Annotated in this window: 19 protein-coding genes; 12 read left to right on the top strand and 7 right to left on the bottom strand. The window is 39.4% G+C overall.

What is annotated here, in order from left to right; all coding sequences use genetic code 11:
- Nucleotides 1–93 precede the first annotated feature (93 nt).
- The 5 genes from spxB (at nucleotide 94) to NBRC111893_RS00825 (ending at nucleotide 6,991) form a co-directional block, all read left to right on the top strand.
- Nucleotides 94–1,857 carry a pyruvate oxidase gene (spxB, locus tag NBRC111893_RS00845; protein ID WP_125007643.1) on the top strand — a complete coding sequence of 588 codons (1,764 nt, stop codon included), beginning with the start codon at nucleotides 94–96 and terminating at the stop codon, nucleotides 1,855–1,857.
- Between the two features lie 132 nt (nucleotides 1,858–1,989).
- Nucleotides 1,990–3,426, top strand: coding sequence for an MFS transporter (locus NBRC111893_RS00840; protein WP_125007642.1), 1,437 nt, complete (start codon nucleotides 1,990–1,992; stop codon nucleotides 3,424–3,426).
- Nucleotides 3,427–3,576: 150 nt separating this feature from the next.
- The gene (gene gap / locus NBRC111893_RS00835) at nucleotides 3,577–4,587 is read left to right on the top strand and encodes a type I glyceraldehyde-3-phosphate dehydrogenase (RefSeq protein ID WP_125007641.1); all 1,011 of its coding nucleotides are present in this window, start codon (nucleotides 3,577–3,579) and stop codon (nucleotides 4,585–4,587) included.
- A 96-nt stretch (nucleotides 4,588–4,683) separates the two neighbouring features.
- Entirely contained in the window at nucleotides 4,684–4,869 is a 186-nt protein-coding gene (locus NBRC111893_RS00830) for a hypothetical protein (protein WP_125007640.1), read from the top strand.
- 121 nt (nucleotides 4,870–4,990) lie between these two features.
- Complete coding sequence (locus NBRC111893_RS00825) at nucleotides 4,991–6,991, top strand: cation:proton antiporter (RefSeq protein WP_125007639.1); 2,001 nt, start codon at nucleotides 4,991–4,993, stop codon at nucleotides 6,989–6,991.
- Between the two features lie 120 nt (nucleotides 6,992–7,111).
- On the opposite strand, the gene NBRC111893_RS00820 is transcribed toward NBRC111893_RS00825, so the two are convergent.
- From NBRC111893_RS00820 to NBRC111893_RS00795, 6 genes are all read right to left on the bottom strand, one after another.
- Nucleotides 7,112–7,507, bottom strand: a complete 396-nt coding sequence (locus tag NBRC111893_RS00820) for a hypothetical protein (RefSeq protein ID WP_125007638.1) — start codon at nucleotides 7,505–7,507, stop codon at nucleotides 7,112–7,114.
- A gap of 20 nt (nucleotides 7,508–7,527) precedes the next feature.
- Entirely contained in the window at nucleotides 7,528–7,932 is a 405-nt protein-coding gene (locus NBRC111893_RS00815) for a hypothetical protein (protein ID WP_125007637.1), read from the bottom strand.
- A 202-nt stretch (nucleotides 7,933–8,134) separates the two neighbouring features.
- Nucleotides 8,135–8,353: a hypothetical protein gene (locus NBRC111893_RS00810; protein ID WP_125007636.1), complete on the bottom strand. Its 219-nt coding sequence runs from the start codon at nucleotides 8,351–8,353 to the stop codon at nucleotides 8,135–8,137.
- Nucleotides 8,354–8,371: 18 nt separating this feature from the next.
- On the bottom strand, nucleotides 8,372–8,776 hold the full coding sequence (locus tag NBRC111893_RS00805; protein ID WP_125007635.1) for a hypothetical protein: 405 nt from the start codon (nucleotides 8,774–8,776) through the stop codon (nucleotides 8,372–8,374).
- A gap of 24 nt (nucleotides 8,777–8,800) precedes the next feature.
- A complete protein-coding gene (locus NBRC111893_RS00800) occupies nucleotides 8,801–9,184 on the bottom strand; it encodes a hypothetical protein (protein WP_125007634.1) in 384 nt (127 codons plus the stop codon).
- A gap of 81 nt (nucleotides 9,185–9,265) precedes the next feature.
- Nucleotides 9,266–9,721, bottom strand: a complete 456-nt coding sequence (locus NBRC111893_RS00795; protein ID WP_125007633.1) for a CinA family protein — start codon at nucleotides 9,719–9,721, stop codon at nucleotides 9,266–9,268.
- A 171-nt stretch (nucleotides 9,722–9,892) separates the two neighbouring features.
- Here NBRC111893_RS00795 and NBRC111893_RS00790 point away from each other — a divergent pair, with 171 nt between their 5' ends.
- The 3 genes from NBRC111893_RS00790 to NBRC111893_RS00780 all read left to right on the top strand — a co-directional run bounded on the left by NBRC111893_RS00790 (nucleotide 9,893) and on the right by NBRC111893_RS00780 (nucleotide 11,195).
- Complete coding sequence (locus NBRC111893_RS00790; RefSeq protein ID WP_125007632.1) at nucleotides 9,893–10,573, top strand: beta/alpha barrel domain-containing protein; 681 nt, start codon at nucleotides 9,893–9,895, stop codon at nucleotides 10,571–10,573.
- Between the two features lie 106 nt (nucleotides 10,574–10,679).
- Nucleotides 10,680–10,934 carry a GlsB/YeaQ/YmgE family stress response membrane protein gene (locus tag NBRC111893_RS00785; RefSeq protein ID WP_125007631.1) on the top strand — a complete coding sequence of 85 codons (255 nt, stop codon included), beginning with the start codon at nucleotides 10,680–10,682 and terminating at the stop codon, nucleotides 10,932–10,934.
- 33 nt (nucleotides 10,935–10,967) lie between these two features.
- Nucleotides 10,968–11,195 carry a hypothetical protein gene (locus tag NBRC111893_RS00780; RefSeq protein WP_125007630.1) on the top strand — a complete coding sequence of 76 codons (228 nt, stop codon included), beginning with the start codon at nucleotides 10,968–10,970 and terminating at the stop codon, nucleotides 11,193–11,195.
- 146 nt (nucleotides 11,196–11,341) lie between these two features.
- Here the strand turns inward: NBRC111893_RS00780 and NBRC111893_RS00775 are convergent, their stop codons facing one another.
- Nucleotides 11,342–12,757, bottom strand: coding sequence for an MFS transporter (locus NBRC111893_RS00775; RefSeq protein ID WP_125007629.1), 1,416 nt, complete (start codon nucleotides 12,755–12,757; stop codon nucleotides 11,342–11,344).
- Nucleotides 12,758–13,020: 263 nt separating this feature from the next.
- Here NBRC111893_RS00775 and NBRC111893_RS00770 point away from each other — a divergent pair, with 263 nt between their 5' ends.
- From NBRC111893_RS00770 to NBRC111893_RS00755, 4 genes are all read left to right on the top strand, one after another.
- On the top strand, nucleotides 13,021–13,566 hold the full coding sequence (locus NBRC111893_RS00770) for a sigma-70 family RNA polymerase sigma factor (RefSeq protein ID WP_125007628.1): 546 nt from the start codon (nucleotides 13,021–13,023) through the stop codon (nucleotides 13,564–13,566).
- A gap of 87 nt (nucleotides 13,567–13,653) precedes the next feature.
- Entirely contained in the window at nucleotides 13,654–13,863 is a 210-nt protein-coding gene (locus tag NBRC111893_RS00765) for a DUF1659 domain-containing protein (protein ID WP_225417449.1), read from the top strand.
- Nucleotides 13,864–13,883: 20 nt separating this feature from the next.
- Nucleotides 13,884–14,108: a DUF2922 domain-containing protein gene (locus tag NBRC111893_RS00760; protein ID WP_125007627.1), complete on the top strand. Its 225-nt coding sequence runs from the start codon at nucleotides 13,884–13,886 to the stop codon at nucleotides 14,106–14,108.
- Between the two features lie 473 nt (nucleotides 14,109–14,581).
- Nucleotides 14,582–16,108, top strand: coding sequence for an S-layer protein (locus NBRC111893_RS00755; RefSeq protein ID WP_125007626.1), 1,527 nt, complete (start codon nucleotides 14,582–14,584; stop codon nucleotides 16,106–16,108).
- Nucleotides 16,109–16,442: the final 334 nt, after the last annotated feature.

Here is a 16,442-nt window from a genome sequence, read left to right as displayed (position 1 = left end):
TCAGAGTGCTATTTAGTTGATAGTTAAAATTGATAACGGTATTATTCAGTTGTAAGTATTAATAGATAACGTTTCCAAAGGGGGAAGTTTATTATGGCAGATACAATTGATTCAGGTATTGCAATGGTAAAGACACTGGAAAGCTGGGGCGTAGATCATATCTATGGATTACCCGGTGGTAGTATCAACAATGTGATGTATGCATTGCGTGAAGAACAATCAAAGGGCAACATCAAGTACATTCATGTTCGTCATGAAGAAGTTGGTGGTTTGGCTGCGGTTGATGACAGTCGTGTAACCGGTAAGATCGGAGTGGCATTTGGTTCAGCTGGACCTGGTGCTACCCACTTATTCCAAGGTGCATATGATGCAATGATGGACCGCGTTCCTACATTGTTCTTAGTTGGTCAAGTCCCTCATGCTTTGATGAACCAAGATTTCTTCCAAGAACAAGATGAATCACAATTGTTTGGTGATGCTGCGGTTTATAACCGGACAGTTACAACTGCTGAAAGCTTACCAAAAGTGGTTGATGAAGCCATTCGTCAGGCCTATGCTAAACATGGTCCAGCCTTTGTTGTGATTCCAAATGACTTGGCTCATGAACCAATTCCAGCAGATGGTTACTACTCATCTGCTGCTAACTTTGAAAAAGCTGAAGCTCCAGAGCCTAAGGGCGAAAAGGTTGAAGAAGCTTTGAAGTTGATCAAGGAAGCTAAGCGCCCAGTGATTTACATGGGCCAAGGAGTTCGTGGTGCGGCTGATGACATGATGGAGCTTTCTCGTAAGTTACAAATGCCAATCATCTATGCTGCTTTAGCTAAGGATGTTATCCCATATGAGTTCCCAGCTTTATTGGGTTCAGGAATGCGAGTTGCTTCTAAACCAGCTAACGAAGCATTAAAAGAAACTGATTTGATGCTCTTTATTGGTTCAAACTTCCCATTCTCAGAAGTGCTCTTTAATCCTAAAGCTAAATTTATCCAAATTGACAGTAACCCAGCTATGCTTGGTAAACGTCACAAGACTGATGTTTCAATGTACGCTGATGCTAAGAAATCTATCAAGAAGTTCTTGGAAATGTCTGAAAAAGAACCTGAGACTGCTTGGTACAAGGCTAACATCGCTAACGCTGATAACTGGCGTGAATACAACGAAAAGATGATGAACAAGACTGACGGTGATTTAAGATTCGAACCAGTCTTTAAAGAAATTAACCGAATCGCTAAAGATGACGCCCTCTTCTCAATTGATGTAGGTGACGTTACTCAAAACGCGGTTCGACTAATTAAGAACACTGGTAAAGACCGTTGGTTCACTTCAGGATTATTTGCTACCATGGGAGCTGGCCTGCCAGGAGCCTTGGCTGCTAAGTTGAGCCATCCTGAGAAGCAAGTCTTTAGTTTTGCTGGTGATGGTGCTGAATCAATGGTTATGCAAGATTTAATCACTGAAAAGCTTTATGATCTACCAATCATTAACGTGGTCTTTAAGAACTTTGAATTAGGCTTCATTGTTGATGAACAAGAAGACGAAAAACAAGAACGCTTTGGAGTGTCACTTGGTGGGGTAGACTTTGCCCAAATCGCCGAAGCTCAAGGAGTTCACGGAATTACGGTTACTAAGGTTGAAGAATTACCTAAGGCCTTTGATGAAGCCTTAGAAATGACTGAACATCAAAATGAACCAGTTTTGATTGATGTCCAAATCACTGGTGAACGTCCAATTCCAGTTGAAAGTCTAGAATTAGATCCAGCTGATAACACTCCCGAAGCAATTGATCGCTTCAAGAAACGTTATTACGCAGAAGATTTGAAACCTTTTAGTGCTTTCTTGACTGAATATGGTGTAAAATAAAGCCTAGCTATTAATGATAATTTCCAAAGCCAGAGTGATATTAACTTATCGCTCTGCTTTTTATGTGGTGCTTATAAATCAGCTTTTTTAATGATAATGGTATAATCGAAGCTAGTAAGGGGGGAGTAAGGTATGCAAACACAAACAACTGAGCCTAAAAAAACCAGTAGCAGACAAATTATTTTTGTATTAGGACTATTTTCAATTTTGAGTGGATTATCAGGTTCTAGTACGAACTTAGCAATTCCTAAAATCGGGATGGATCTGGGAGTAAGTAGTGGGGCATCAACGTGGATCGTTCAAATCGGGTTGATTACTACTGCCATTTTGCTAGTGCTATTTGGTCATTTAGGTGATTTGGTGTCAAAAGACTTCGTGTTTATTTGGGGAGGGGTCGCTTTCTTAGTTGGTTCTGCTGTGACTGGGATTGCGCCTAATTACCCAATTATTTTAATCGGCCGGTTTGTTCAATCTGTCGGTTCGGCTATGATTATGGCTAACTCAATGGGAATCGTGACGGAAAATATTCCTAATTCTAAGCGGGCGGAGGCGTTATCCGCTATTTCCATGTTCACCTCAGTGGGGACAATTTCTGGACCAGCTTTAGGTGGATTTATTATTTCCTTTGCCTCATGGCGGTGGATTTATCTTATCAATGTGCCACTTGGAATTATTGTATTATTTATTGGATTTAAGATTTTGCCACTTCCTAAAGGTGGGTTCAGTGAGATTCGGCCTAAGATGAAGGGCGCTAACTGGACTGGTCAAAACATTTTCACTATCGGAATGATTATCTTCTTTATGAGTGGTTCATTACTCCAAACCGGAGCTAAGAATATCGCTTGGGGTGGGTTACTATTAGTAGTTGGTGCTGCTTTAACAGTTTATTCCTTCTACCAAGACGATCGTTCAAAATCACCCTGGATTGCCCGAGAACTACTTAGAAACTCAACGTACATGATTTCCATTGTAGTTATGTTAGCTGCAATGTTGATTAACGCCGTTTCAAATATTTTATTGCCATTTTATCTGCAAAGTTTCTCAGGCTTATCACCATTCTATAGTGGTTTAATTATGATGTTACAATCATTGACGATGTTATTTGTTACCCCAATTTCGGGGTACTTAGCTGATCATTGGAACCGAGGAATGCTAACGGCTTTAGGCTTAGTTATTTTAGCAATTTCCCAAATCGGTTACGCTTTATATCCTGCCAACTTGAATCTTGTGTTAATCATTATCCCAGTTGTAATTAACGGGATTGGGATGGGATTATTCCTATCACCAAACAATGCCATGACCATGAGTTCAGTTGATAAGTCATTGTACGGAGTTGCCGGTTCATTTAATTCATTTGCTAGAACTTTAGGGATGACTATCGGGATTAGTTTCGCGTCATCAGCTTTGTTCATGCAATTGCCAGGAACTAGACGAGTAACACCTCAATTAGGGGCAAGCTTTATGCATGCTTATGCTAATGTTTTTTGGATTACGGTTGGTTTAGCCGTCATTGCCATTTTCGTGGAACTATATCGGTTAATGCAAATGAGAAAGACTGCTAAGAGCTAATTACAAATCGAAAGTGTTTATTTAACCATATTTGATAAAAGTTTTGTATACTAATCGTGACAATAAGATGATTAGTGAATCTTCCTGGTTGTCATGTGGTTCATGTTTTTTGTAGTAATTACTAAAAAAGTTTTTTTGGAGGGATTATCAATGGTAAAAATTGGTATTAATGGTTTCGGTCGTATCGGTCGCCTAACATTAAAGAGAATTCTTGAAGTTAATGATCCAGAGCTTGAAGTTGTTGCAATCAATGATTTAACAACCCCATCAATGCTTGCTTACTTATTTAAATATGATTCAACTCATGGAATTTCAAATCATGAAGTTAGCTCAACTGACAATGCTATCGTCATCGATGGTAAGGAAATTCCAGTGTACGCTGAAAAAGATGCTGCACAAATTCCTTGGGTAGATAAAAACGGTGTGGAAATGGTTATTGAATGTACTGGTTTCTACACTTCAAAGGAAAAATCACAAGCTCACTTGGATGCCGGCGTTAAGAAAGTCTTGATTTCAGCTCCTGCTGGTCAAATGAAGACCGTTGTTTACAACGTTAACCATGACACCATCGACTCAAATGACCAAATCATCTCAGCTGGTTCATGTACGACTAATGCCTTAGCACCTATGGCATACTACTTGAACAAAGAATTTGGAATTGAAGTTGGTACCATGACAGTTATCCATGCCTTCACTAGTTCACAAATGATTTTGGATGGTCCTAAGAGCAAGAAGTTCAGACCTAACAGAACGGCTTCATCTAACACGATTCCTCATTCAACTGGTGCTGCTAAGGCTATTGGTTTGGTTATTCCAGAATTGGATGGTCATCTACAAGGACACGCACAACGTGTTGCCGTAGTTGATGGTTCTGTCTGTGAATTAGTATCTGTCTTTAGTACAAAAGGCGTTACTGCAGACCAAGTTAACGAAGCAATCAAGCCATACACTGAAGGCAATGCCGCATTTGGTTGGAATGAAGATGAAATCGTATCTTCAGATATCATTGGCAACACTCACGGTGCTGTCTTTGACCCAACTTTGACTGAAGTAACTTCAAACGGTGACTTCCAAGTTGTTAAGACCGCTACATGGTTCGACAACGAATACGGATTTGTTGCTAACATGGTTAGAACTGCTAAAGTTTACGGTGAAAAATAAGCTTAAATAATTAATTTCAAAAGTCATCCCTGGGGATGGCTTTTTTTATTAGCTAAATTAAGCTAAGCTATATTACAGATAGAAAGGACGGTTGGGATGAGTAAACAAAAACTACAGCTGATGGCTATTGTGTTGATCCTAAGTTCCATCGTGCTAAAAGTAATTAGTGGCCTACAATTCTTAGCATTTATGAGTGGTCTACTGAACGCATTGGCCCTGATTACCGCCATTATTGCGGTGGGACTTGGATTTTGGCTGGTTACTAGGAATTCAAAGTACTAGGTGACTAATCAAAAACTAGTTAATTTCTACAGATCTTAGTAAAGCTAGTATAATTGAGTTAATAAATACAATTAATGATTGGGACAAGCCGGCCCACATTAATTATTTTGGGGGGTCAAACATGAATCAAGTCTTATTGATTATTATTCTCCTGGCTGGAGTGGTGGCTGGAAATATCCTAGCTAACCACATTAAGATTGTTCCCTTGCCATTCTTCTTGATTGGAATCGGAATTTTACTGACAATATTGCCAGTTTATCGGGATTTTGTGCTAAATCCACTGACATTTTCATTAGCTATTATTTCGCCATTGCTGTACAACGAAGCGCAAAATAGTTCCCGATTATGGATTGGTCGATCAATCACTAATATCCTGTCGTTAGCGGTGGGATTGGTGTTAGTTACCGTCTTAGTCGTCGGGGCCGGGTTGCATTGGATTGATCCAGTGTTACCTCTTAGCTTGAGCTTTGCGTTAATGGCCGTCGTTACGCCAACTGATGCAGCTGCAGTTAATTCGATCTTTGAAACGAGCCCGATTGCCAAAGAACAGATGGGGATTCTGCAGAATGAGTCATTGTTTAATGATGCAGCCGGCATCGTTTTGTTTGAAGTGGCTTTGGAGGCCTATGTTTCCGGATCATTTCATATAACCCGAACCATTGAAGTCTTTCTCTGGGAATTCTTAGGGGGGATTATCTTTGGGGCGGTCTTGGGAATTGCCATTGTCAGCATACGGTTATTCTTGATCCGGCATCACGATGATACGTCAGTTATCATGGTGCCAATTCAAATCCTGACGCCATTCTTGGTTTACCTATTAGCAGATAAGCTGAATATGTCCGGAATTTTAGCCGTTGTGGCGGCTGGGTTAGCTCAGGGTTCTGAACGAGAAAAACTCCGGTTGACTTCATCACGGATGCAAATTGTTACTAGCAACGTGTGGGAAGTGTTATCGGGGATGTTATCCGGCATCGTATTTGTTTTGTTAGGACTATCACTACCAAGCGTCATTCTGGCAATGCATTATGGTCCTGACTCAGCGTTCGCTATCTGGCGGTTATCGTTACTAGGAATTGCTTTGTATGCTGCTCAATTAGTTGTGCGGATGTTGTGGAGCCATTTCTTAGTTAAAAGCAATGATAATCAAGAACGGTCATGGCGAGATAGTTTGATCATGGCCCTTAGTGGAGCCCACGGAACCATCACTTTATCATTGGCATTCTCAATGCCCTTGGTGATTGGTAATAATGAACCGTTCGTCTTCAGAAGTCCCATGATCTTCGTGGCTGCGGTCATTATTATTGTCAGTTTGGTCGCCCCAACGGTGTTGATTCCATTGATTGTGCCAACCAAGTCTGTCGATCAACCACGATACAAGTGGGTTAAGCGGATGATTCAAGCCGCAATTAGTGAAGTTGCTAAGGAAAAAGAACATCTTGGGGAAGCCCAGATTGTCATTGATTCATTGCAGCAGCAATTGGTCTTGGACGGTACCCCTAATCGCCGGATTCAACGACAGATCATGAAGGAAGCCCAAAACGCTGAAAAAGCTGCCATCCAACAAATGCATGATGACGGTAAGATTACTGATGATGAATTAACGTACTATTTTGAATTTATTGAATTAAGTAACTTTACTGCCAATGATAGTGTCTGGAAGAACCTAATGCTTCGAATTCGGTTCGGCTTGCATACTGGTCGGTTATCAAAGGATTTAGTGACAGCTCGTGAGGCCTTCTTGAAAGCCCCAATTGAGCTTGAAGGAATTTACTGGCGGAACCAATTCGAGAAGCATGGTGAAGATCTATTAGCCATTGAAGACGTTGGTTTTAAAGCCGTCATGGAGTTCTTGAAGACTCATGATACGGAACATGGGATGGAAGCTAACTTTGTGCGTCGAATTTATCGGACGAGACACCGACGCGTTAATACCCGAAACGTTGATCCAGACGTGGTTTACCAATTATTCTTACAGGCCTTCCACGCTGAATACGAATTGATTCAAGAAGCGTTAACTTCTAACGAGATTGATTCAGGATTGGCCGAACGATTACAACAAAGAATCTCATTTGATGAAATTACCTACATTCAAAACTCAGAAATGTTTAGAGAACAGATGTAAGATAATATTTAATCACCTGATGGTAGTTACTAACTATGATCGGGTGATTTTTTACATAGAAAAAACCCCGCATAATTGTCAGCGAACGCGCAAACGATTTTACGAAGTTTGAATTAATGTTTAGAGAGCAGGTAACTTAGATATTCTAGTCATAATGTGCTTACCAGGTACCAAAGGCGAAAACTTTACTTTGTTGTGAGAAATCGGTGTGGCCTTTAACGAAAGATCTTTATTATCGTAAATTACATGTCTGATGGTATAGGTCTTATTAGACTTTTTGTAACTCGGATGAGTCCCGATTACGGCCATATAGTAATTATTTGCGGGTGTAATGTAGTAGACGGCTTGGTCAGTAAACTGTATATAGCTATCGTCCGCATGCGTATTCCAGAATCCTGACTTAAGAAATGTAGGAACTCCCTTGTGCCAAGTAGCCGCATTTGCGTTAGTGGTACTAGTCATCAGAATCCCAAACATTCCCAAAATAACGGTGCCCCATAAAAATACTTTCTTCATGATAATCCCCCGTGTGTGTTTTAAGGTAATTTATTGATTCTTGTCATATGAGTGCTGAAATGTTCTCCATCTGGTGCACTCATATGAAATGAAGCCTTATCTTTAGAAAATTTTCGAATTGTGTATGTGAAGTGTAGGTGTTTAGAAATTTTAATGGCAATGACATATGTCTTGCCACTTTTTTTATACTCCGGATCTTTTGCGGCTGCTCCATCGAATACCCCTTCATCTGGAACTAGATCATAAATAGCCTGGTTACTGAACTTAATATAAGTATGCTTTGGTTTATTCAACGTCCAAAATCCTGACTTGAGAAATGTCGGTACTCCCTTGTGCCAAGTAGCCGCATTCGCGGTTGTGGTACTAGTCATTAAAATTCCAAACATTCCCAATACAACAGTGCCCCATAAAATTACTTTCTTCATAATGCTCCCCCTGTATGTTAAGGTAATTTATTGATTCTTGTCATATGAGTGTTGATATGTTCTTCATATTTTTGATTCCAATGGAATGTGGCTTTATTTTTTGAAATTTTGCGAATTTTTACCATGAAGTGTTGGTGCTTAGAAAATTCGTTATAAATGACATATATCTTGCCATTCTTCTTAAAGATAGGATTTTTTGTGACTACTCCATCCAATTCTCCCTCATTTTGGTAAAGGTAATAAATTGCCTGGTTACTGAACTTAATGTAATTTTTTTTTGTTTATTCAACGTCCAAAACCCTGATTTAAGAAATTTCGGCACTCCATGATGCCAAGTAGCCGCATTTACGGTTGTGGTGCTTGTCATTAAGATTCCAAACATTCCCAATACAACAGTGCCCCATAAAATTAGTTTCTTCATAATGCCCTCTATGTGTTTTTAAGTTAATTTATTGATTCTTGTCATATGAGTTTTGTGATGGTAACCACCGTTTTCTCTCATATCAAATATGGCTTTGTTTTGAGAAGTTTTGTGAATGGTTAACGTGATTTGTCGGTCTTTTGTAATTTTGTTATCGATGACATATACCTTGCCATTCTTCTTAAAGATGGGATTTTTGGTGACTCCTGCATCCAATTCCTCTTCATCTTGGTAAAGGTAATAAATTGCCTGGTTACTGAACTTAAAGTAAATCTTTTTCGGTTTATTCAACTTCCAAAACCCTGATTTAAGAAATGTTGGTACCCCATGATGCCAAGTAGCCGCATTTGCGGTAGTGGGACTAGTCAGCATAATGCCAAACATTCCCAATACAACAGTGCCCCATAAAATTATTTTCTTCATGATAATCCCCCGGACTCATGTTAATTACATACGATACAAATAAGTGTAATCTATCATCTGATCAGTTGATGAATAGGGATAAAAGAATCTGAACTTGTTGTGATTGATTTTAGTTGCGGTGACATAATAATAGGCATTCTTCTTGCCTACAGTTCTGATTGTATATGACTTTTTAGAGACCTTATACATTGGGTGGCCAGAGATGTACTCTGTGTATCCCCTGTAATAATGCACACCCTCATTGTTAAAACTCCAAAATTCGCTGGTGTCTTTACCTTGCCAATAGCTATGCTTGAGAATGGTTGGAACTCCCTTGTGCCAAGTAGCCGCATTTACGGTTGTGGTGCTAGTTACCAAAATACCAAACATTCCAAATACAATGGTGCCCCATAAAATTACTTTCTTCATAATAATCCCCCTATACTTGTATTACGTACAAGTTAAGCATATCACAAGGGAATAAGATTGTTCAGTCATTATTAATAATCCTTAATAGTTTAATAATAAGTCGATTCCTTGCTGACAGGCTTGGGTTACAATCTCGCTACTATCTCCATTGAAATGATATTCATGGGCCGATGATTGACGTCTATCGGCAATGCCAATAAAAACGGTGCCAACAGGGTAACCTTCAAGTTTGTCAGGGCCGGCGGCACCAGTAAAACTTATGCTGATATCGGTATCTAAGATTTGGCGGGCATGAATGGCCATTTCAGTTGCGGGAAGTTTGCCAACTACACCATACTGGTCAACGAACTCTTCACTAATCCCTAATATTTTTGACTTTGACTCCGTAGCATAAGTAATAAAGCCACCCAGATAAGTATTCCCAGCCTCGGGAACTTTAACTAACTCGCTCTGAAATGTTCCGCCAGTGAGACTTTCAACTGCGGTGATAGTGAGATGCTGTTTGTTAAGCTTAGTAATCAACTTTTGATAGTCCATCAGAATTCCTCCAGTTTTTAAGTTAATTATAGAAAATAATTATGACTAAAAAGCGCCTAAAAAGTGACTGAAGCCAGAATTCTGATAAAGAGGTTTCAGAGTTATTTATTTAGAATAAAATGCATATAACTTATAATAAAGATAAGATTAATACAGAAAGGAGGGAGGCCAATGGCAAAGAAACAACGTGAAATACCAGATTTATCTTCAGAATTAAGAGCAGATATTGTGGAAGCCCCTAAAGTAATTAATGAAGCACCGGGCATCCGAATATATGGTAAAGTCATCAAAAGTATTATCTATACGATGGATGTAGCGGTTATCGCAAATTGTAATGCTGATGCGGTATTTGCAGTATATCCATGGACTCCAAATACTAAGATATTGGAAGCAGTGTCGACGGCATCTAAGGTGCCAGTGCTAGCCGGTATTGGTGGAGGCTTAACCAAAGGGTTGCGGTCAGCAACTAATGGGTTCTTCGCTGAAGAGGGCGGTGCCCAAGGCGTCGTTTTGAATGGTCCCGCAACCGATGAAACGATTGAGAGTGTGCGCCAGGCCATTGATGTGCCAATTATCTACACGGTAACTAATGATCAAGTTGATCTGTTAAAAAAGATTGATGCAGGGACGTCAGCATTTAACGTTGCCGGTGGTAAAAATACGGCACAACTGGTTCGTTGGGTAATAAGTGAGTTAGCAGATAAGTATCCTAATTTTCCAATTATTGCTTCGGGCGGTAAAACTGATGAACAAATTCAGGAAACGATTGACGCGGGAGCGCACGCAATCACTTTCGCGGCTAACGGAATTACGGAAGCCACGTTTAAGAAAAAGATGGCTGATTATCGCTAAATTCATGGTCACAAAAAAATCATGCATAATCAGTAGTTTATTCAAACAATAATTTAAAACGTATGTTAGACTACAGATATACTAAAAGAAAGAAGAGGTGAACGACATGTTAAGTTTAATTTGGCAATTAATTATCGGTGGAATTATTGGAGCAATTGCTGGTGCAATTGTAAGTCGTGGAATGCCAATGGGTTGGATTGGTAACATCATTGGTGGATTAGTTGGAGCTTGGCTAGGTGAATCAGTTCTTGGAAGCTGGGGACCACATTTAGCTGGGATGGCAATCTTCCCTGCCATCGTTGGAGCAGTGATTGTCGTAATTGTGGTTTCCTTTATCACTAGGTCAATGGCTAAAGCTTAGTATTGGAGGTAGTATATGGCAAAAGAAAATAAATTGACAGAGATTATTGAAAAATTAAGTGATGTAATACCTTCTGGTGACAAGCATGAAGAAGATAAGAAGAAAGAAGATCTAAACGTTAAGGATATGCGAGACGATCCACGGAATGAAGATCAAAAAGTAGACGACAAAGACGATTCAAAAGATCCCAAAAATGCACCAACTTGGAACGATATGTCACCAGACACAGAGTTCAATGATCCTAACAAAGAAGGTAAATAGTCATCAAGACGAATAATATTAACTACCAATCAACCTAGCTAAGTTAACTTGGCTAGGTTGATTTTTTTATTAGCATTATTTAGTTATACATAAAACAAGACAGCAAATCGTTTTAGATTTGCTGTCTTGTTTTTATGAGTTATAAATTATTTCATTTTTCGCACCACGCGCCATCCGGTAATGAAAATTCCGAGAAGCATTAAACCAGCCGCAATTAAAAAGGTTAAGCGCGTTCCATAGATAAACCATTCTGGATGGCTTGGTAGATAGCCGCTAACTTTGTAACCGGCAAGATGCGTCATGGTGGTGAAGATGGCTAGGGATGCTAGTGATATCCCGATGATGTTACCTAAGTTAACCGCCAATGTCTGGGAAGCCCCAGCCACGCCCAATTTATCTCTAGAAATCGGGGCCATAATCGTGGCAGTGTTAGGGCCGATGAAAATCCCCGTACCAATTCCACTCAGAATAATGGCCACTACAATATAGGCAATCGAGGTCTTCGCATCAAAGAAGTAAAAGTCAACTTGTGCGAAGAACATTAAGGCTAAACCAGCAATAATCATTGCTTCCTTAGAAGTCTTATCACCGATTAAGCCACCAATGGGTGCGGCAATCGCAGTAGTAACTGGAGAAATCAAGACTAACGCCCCAGTAATACCAACGCTGATACCTCTAAAACTTTGTAAGTAGATTGGAAAAATAAAACTAAATATTGAATTAACAATTGGGGATAAGGCCCCCACAAATAGTGCTGAACTATAAATATGATTCTTAAATAATGAAAAATCTAGCGTTGGCGCTGGCACGTCTCGTTCGACAAAGACAAACGCAATTGCGGCAATGGCAAAGCCGACAAAGAGGCCAATTACCATTGGATTGCCAAAGCCAATACTCTGGGCCATCTCAAGCGCGGTAAAGAAGAGCGCGATGCTGACGAATAGTAGAACGGATCCGGCGTAATCATACTTGAAATTACCAGATTTAGTAGCATCGTCGTCCAAGTTCAAGAACAACCAGCTCATAATAATAGCCACAATCCCAATTGGAATATTAATGATGAAGATCGAATTCCATGGGAAGTATTGTAGTAGTAATCCTCCTAATGCTGGCCCGGCCACATATCCAGCGGAGATGAAGATGGTGTTAATTCCCATGGCTCGGCCCCGTTGCGTGGGACTGAAGATTTGAGAAATAATCCCATAACTGTTAGATAAGGTAGCGGCAGCCCCAATTGATTGGACAACCCGGGCGAACAATAGGAATTCGAAGCCTAAGTTAATGCTGGCCATTAACGATCCTAAAATAAAGATGTAGGTTCCAGACTTGAAGACCTTAGTCTTACCGATAATATCGCCTAATCGACCAAATGAAATTAGCAGCCCGGATAAGACCACCATATAAATAATTGAAATATACGCAGTTTGGCTCAATGGTACATGTAATGACTTCGAGATAATCGGCATCGCAATATTAACAATGGATGCATCGATATTCTCCATGACCGTTAGTAATCCGATGGCGGTTAACCCTAGCCACGGATTTTTTCTTAAGTTATCCATTAATAATCCCCCCTCAAACATTATATTGACGCTTTAATAATACCCCGATGATTTTGATAAGTGAACTAGTTAGCCCGCTTAATTATCTCAAAATATTAATAGAAGAAACTCGCCACTTTTATGCACATAAAAAGCAATTAAACGCTGTTATATCAGCGTTTAATTGTGCAAAACTATCCAGTAGTTCTCCCGTTAACTTGTGGGCATACTTATATATCGTGACAAGGGCCTTGGATCAATTCAGTCAATGAGGAGATTCCAAAATGAATCACGAGCTAACTAACGAACAATATAATGAAGCATTTGAATTCTTAACTACTGGTGACCATGAGGTCGTCATCTTCGGTGTATTGCGCCGGCTGCATATTAGTCCTAACCATGAATACTATGATGACATGGTGCAAGAAGGTAGATTAACTTTCGTCAACGCTTACCTTAAGGCACCCAAGACTAATGAGAAGCGGCAACTAGTTTATATCTATCAAAAAGTGTACTGGTCAATGTTAGATTACTTACGTAAACAATCGACGGTCAATGACCACAAATATGTGCCAGATGAACCGACGGCCAATCAAGATGAGCTATTTGAGATCCCCACCGAACATAGTTATGTAGGGGACTGTGAGACGCAGGCGACGTTCGCAGAATTAATGGATATCTGCACTAAAGATGAACGACACTACTTGTTGGCAGCTTATAAATATGGGTTGAACGTTACTGAGATTGCTGATCAACGTGGGGTTAGTCGTCCAACCGTCTATAAATGGAAACGCAGTGTCTTACAAAAAGCCAAGCATATTCAAATCTAAGTTTACACATTGACCGCTTTATTTCGTTACTAATAGATGTAAGGGTTGGCCAATCACTTACATCAACTAATAAAGGAGAGTCAAACAATGCTGAATCGAGATTGGATGAAGTCAAACGTAACCTACACTTTCGTTGGAGAAGGTCATGAAAAGGGTGTTAAGCACTCATTTACTAGCCTAGTTCGCGACGTATCTGCAGACCAAGTTGTCGGCTTCGCTGGTGTTTTAAAAGAATTGACTGGTGACCGTGTTATTGATGCAACTATCGCAACTACTGATCACGTTGGTGTTGAATAAGAATTCTGGAGGAATAATCAATGAGTAAATTAGAATTAATCTTTGAAGCAAGTGACAAGAAAATCAAGACTTTGCAGCTGAACTACGCCAAGGATGGCTTGACAGCTAGTGTGGCTAAAGCTCAAATGGATAAGATTGCGGCCTTAAAAATGTTTGATAAAGACGGTGTTAACCCATATGTTAAGCCCGTGGCGGCCCGTTATTCAGAAACTTTGCGCAATACGATCTTTGATAACCGGATTTAAGCGTCAATAACCGTCTCAAATTTGTAATTCGTTTTAACAATATCTAATAAAAAGTACCCGCTTGGAATGATTTCCAGCGGGTACTTTTTTATTAGATATTTATAAATTAAACATACGAATTAAATGTAAGCAAGTGGCTACCTTACAGCGCTTTGGGCAATGATTTGGAAAGGTTGTATGCAATTAATGGTGCCTGTTAACTATTAACATTCGAACATAATTAGAGTGTTGATAGTCATTAATCCTATATGATATAAGGGATTATAGTGATTTATGAAATATTACATAAAGATTACCACTTTAACAAATCCGTGAATTCGACCTGTATTTATTGCGCTGGCGGCTATATAGCTATATACTTCAAAGAGTAAAGTTGATTCAATTCAAGTAAGAGGATTGTCTTCTAACTAATTGAATTGACTGTACCGTTCACACAAAGCGGTAAATAAAATTATATTGGAGGATACACAATAATGAAGTCAAGTTTAAAGAAATCATTATTCGTCAGTTTGGCAGCTTTAGGTTTCGTTGCAGCAGCTGGTTCAGTTAATGCTTCAGCAAAATCATACGCTAAAGTTACTTCAAACCAAGCCCTAACTACTAACGCTTACTCACGTAACGTTAATGTTAACGGCACAAACGCACTATATACTAAGGCTGGTACTTTGAAGGGTGCTAAGGTAGTTGCATCAACTACTACTCTTTCAAACGTTAAAGACAGCAAGCAAGGCCAAAAGAACTGGCGTGCTTACCGTGTTGCTACTACTAACCGTGGCTCAGTTTACTACAAGGTAGTTTCATTCGACAAGCAATACCGTGGATGGATCTATGGTGGTAAGAGTACTTCAGCATTTGCTGGTGGTATCGCTTCATACGCTACTACTCAAGATGCTACTGATGCTAAGGCTGATGGCAAGACTGCATACAAGCTTGCTTCAACTAGCGCAACTGCTAACACTACTGTATTTGCCCAACCAGCTTGGTCACAATACAGTGTTGGCCGCGCCAAAGCAGCTAACGGTAAAGTAATCACTTCTACTGATGCTTACAAGGATGCTACATTCACCCTTAACAAAGCCGTTACTACTTCACGTGAAGGCGAAACTTGGTACCAAATCGGCTCAACTAACGCTGACTTAAACGGTGCTTACGTTAAGGCTAGCGACGTAGTTACTGCTACTCCAGCAGAAACTCCAGTTGCACAAAATCAAGTTCGAGTAAACTTCGTTGATGCTTCAACTAACAAATCATTAGGTAAAGTTACTTTAACTAACCAAAACAATGATGCAACCGCTCAAGCTACTATTAGACGTGCCGATGCTAATTTGTTTGCACAAAATGCACAAATTGCTTCATACTGGACTAGTTCTCTACCTGCATTGACATCATATTCATACGCTGGTTTGACTCCTGGACAACAAGCAAACAACACGGCAGTTGCTAACAACGCAACATTTGGCAATGAAATCACTATTAATGTTGCTCCCGCCGCAACTGTTCAAGCATTTACTGCTGATAACTTAGTATTTGGTACTGTTTCATCAATTGCAACTACTGATGGTGTTCAACCTGCAGGTAACGCGGATGTATTATCAAATTCTAATGCTTATATTCAAGCAAGCGGTAAATCAAAAGTGCCATTCACTACTGCAAAGAATGCATTCGCAACATCTATCAGAGCTCAAAATGGGGCAACCGTTAACGATGACACTATCTTAACTGCATTAAAAGCACAAAACCTCGATGATTTCTACGTTGTTTATACATCAGGTGATGGTGCTGCTGCACAATTTGTCTCAAACAATAACCCATTAACTGAAGGAAACACTTATCAAATCTGGCATTACACTAATACTGGTGTTACTGGAAACAAGGTTGCCGGTAAGACTGAAGTGAATGCTACAAACACCACACAATTATCATACAAAGTTCAAAAGAAGAATGTTTTAGTTAAACAAGGACAAGCTAATGCTAATTTAGCCGACTTATTTAATAACTAGTACGATTGAATTGTATTAAATAACATTTTTAATTTTAAGGTATTACCGCAATTAATTGTGGTAATACCTTATTTTTATACATAAATAATTTTGATTCTGATTTTTTAGTAGATTAGTACTATTGTAAGTTAACAATTAAATTAACATTAAATGTTTTTCTAATTTAAATGTCGTAGATTTAAAAACAATGTGCTCAGTCGTATATGACTATATCTTTAAAAATTCTACTAATAAAGTGTGTATTTCCAAATAATCAAGAAACTGAAAAAAGTAAATTGATCAGTAACTTATTACAGCACCTAATGCCCTTGAATAAACAGTTTTAAAGATATTC

The organism is Lentilactobacillus kosonis, from assembly GCF_003864335.1.
GTDB classification, from domain to species: domain Bacteria; phylum Bacillota; class Bacilli; order Lactobacillales; family Lactobacillaceae; genus Lentilactobacillus; species Lentilactobacillus kosonis.
The sequence above is the reverse complement of the archived record's forward strand: the minus strand, read 5'-3'. Positions and strand labels throughout refer to the sequence as shown.

Bases quoted from the DNA above. Each gene is read 5' to 3' on its own strand.
- spxB (WP_125007643.1), top strand. From the start codon at position 94: ATGGCAGATACAATTGATTCAGGTATTGCAATGGTAAAGACACTGGAA.
- NBRC111893_RS00840 (WP_125007642.1), top strand. From the start codon at position 1,990: ATGCAAACACAAACAACTGAGCCTAAAAAAACCAGTAGCAGACAAATT.
- gap (WP_125007641.1), top strand. From the start codon at position 3,577: ATGGTAAAAATTGGTATTAATGGTTTCGGTCGTATCGGTCGCCTAACA.
- NBRC111893_RS00830 (WP_125007640.1), top strand. From the start codon at position 4,684: ATGAGTAAACAAAAACTACAGCTGATGGCTATTGTGTTGATCCTAAGT.
- NBRC111893_RS00825 (WP_125007639.1), top strand. From the start codon at position 4,991: ATGAATCAAGTCTTATTGATTATTATTCTCCTGGCTGGAGTGGTGGCT.
- NBRC111893_RS00820 (WP_125007638.1), bottom strand. From the start codon at position 7,507: ATGAAGAAAGTATTTTTATGGGGCACCGTTATTTTGGGAATGTTTGGG.
- NBRC111893_RS00815 (WP_125007637.1), bottom strand. From the start codon at position 7,932: ATGAAGAAAGTAATTTTATGGGGCACTGTTGTATTGGGAATGTTTGGA.
- NBRC111893_RS00810 (WP_125007636.1), bottom strand. From the start codon at position 8,353: ATGAAGAAACTAATTTTATGGGGCACTGTTGTATTGGGAATGTTTGGA.
- NBRC111893_RS00805 (WP_125007635.1), bottom strand. From the start codon at position 8,776: ATGAAGAAAATAATTTTATGGGGCACTGTTGTATTGGGAATGTTTGGC.
- NBRC111893_RS00800 (WP_125007634.1), bottom strand. From the start codon at position 9,184: ATGAAGAAAGTAATTTTATGGGGCACCATTGTATTTGGAATGTTTGGT.
- NBRC111893_RS00795 (WP_125007633.1), bottom strand. From the start codon at position 9,721: ATGGACTATCAAAAGTTGATTACTAAGCTTAACAAACAGCATCTCACT.
- NBRC111893_RS00790 (WP_125007632.1), top strand. From the start codon at position 9,893: ATGGCAAAGAAACAACGTGAAATACCAGATTTATCTTCAGAATTAAGA.
- NBRC111893_RS00785 (WP_125007631.1), top strand. From the start codon at position 10,680: ATGTTAAGTTTAATTTGGCAATTAATTATCGGTGGAATTATTGGAGCA.
- NBRC111893_RS00775 (WP_125007629.1), bottom strand. From the start codon at position 12,757: ATGGATAACTTAAGAAAAAATCCGTGGCTAGGGTTAACCGCCATCGGA.
- NBRC111893_RS00770 (WP_125007628.1), top strand. From the start codon at position 13,021: ATGAATCACGAGCTAACTAACGAACAATATAATGAAGCATTTGAATTC.
- NBRC111893_RS00765 (WP_225417449.1), top strand. From the start codon at position 13,654: ATGCTGAATCGAGATTGGATGAAGTCAAACGTAACCTACACTTTCGTT.
- NBRC111893_RS00760 (WP_125007627.1), top strand. From the start codon at position 13,884: ATGAGTAAATTAGAATTAATCTTTGAAGCAAGTGACAAGAAAATCAAG.
- NBRC111893_RS00755 (WP_125007626.1), top strand. From the start codon at position 14,582: ATGAAGTCAAGTTTAAAGAAATCATTATTCGTCAGTTTGGCAGCTTTA.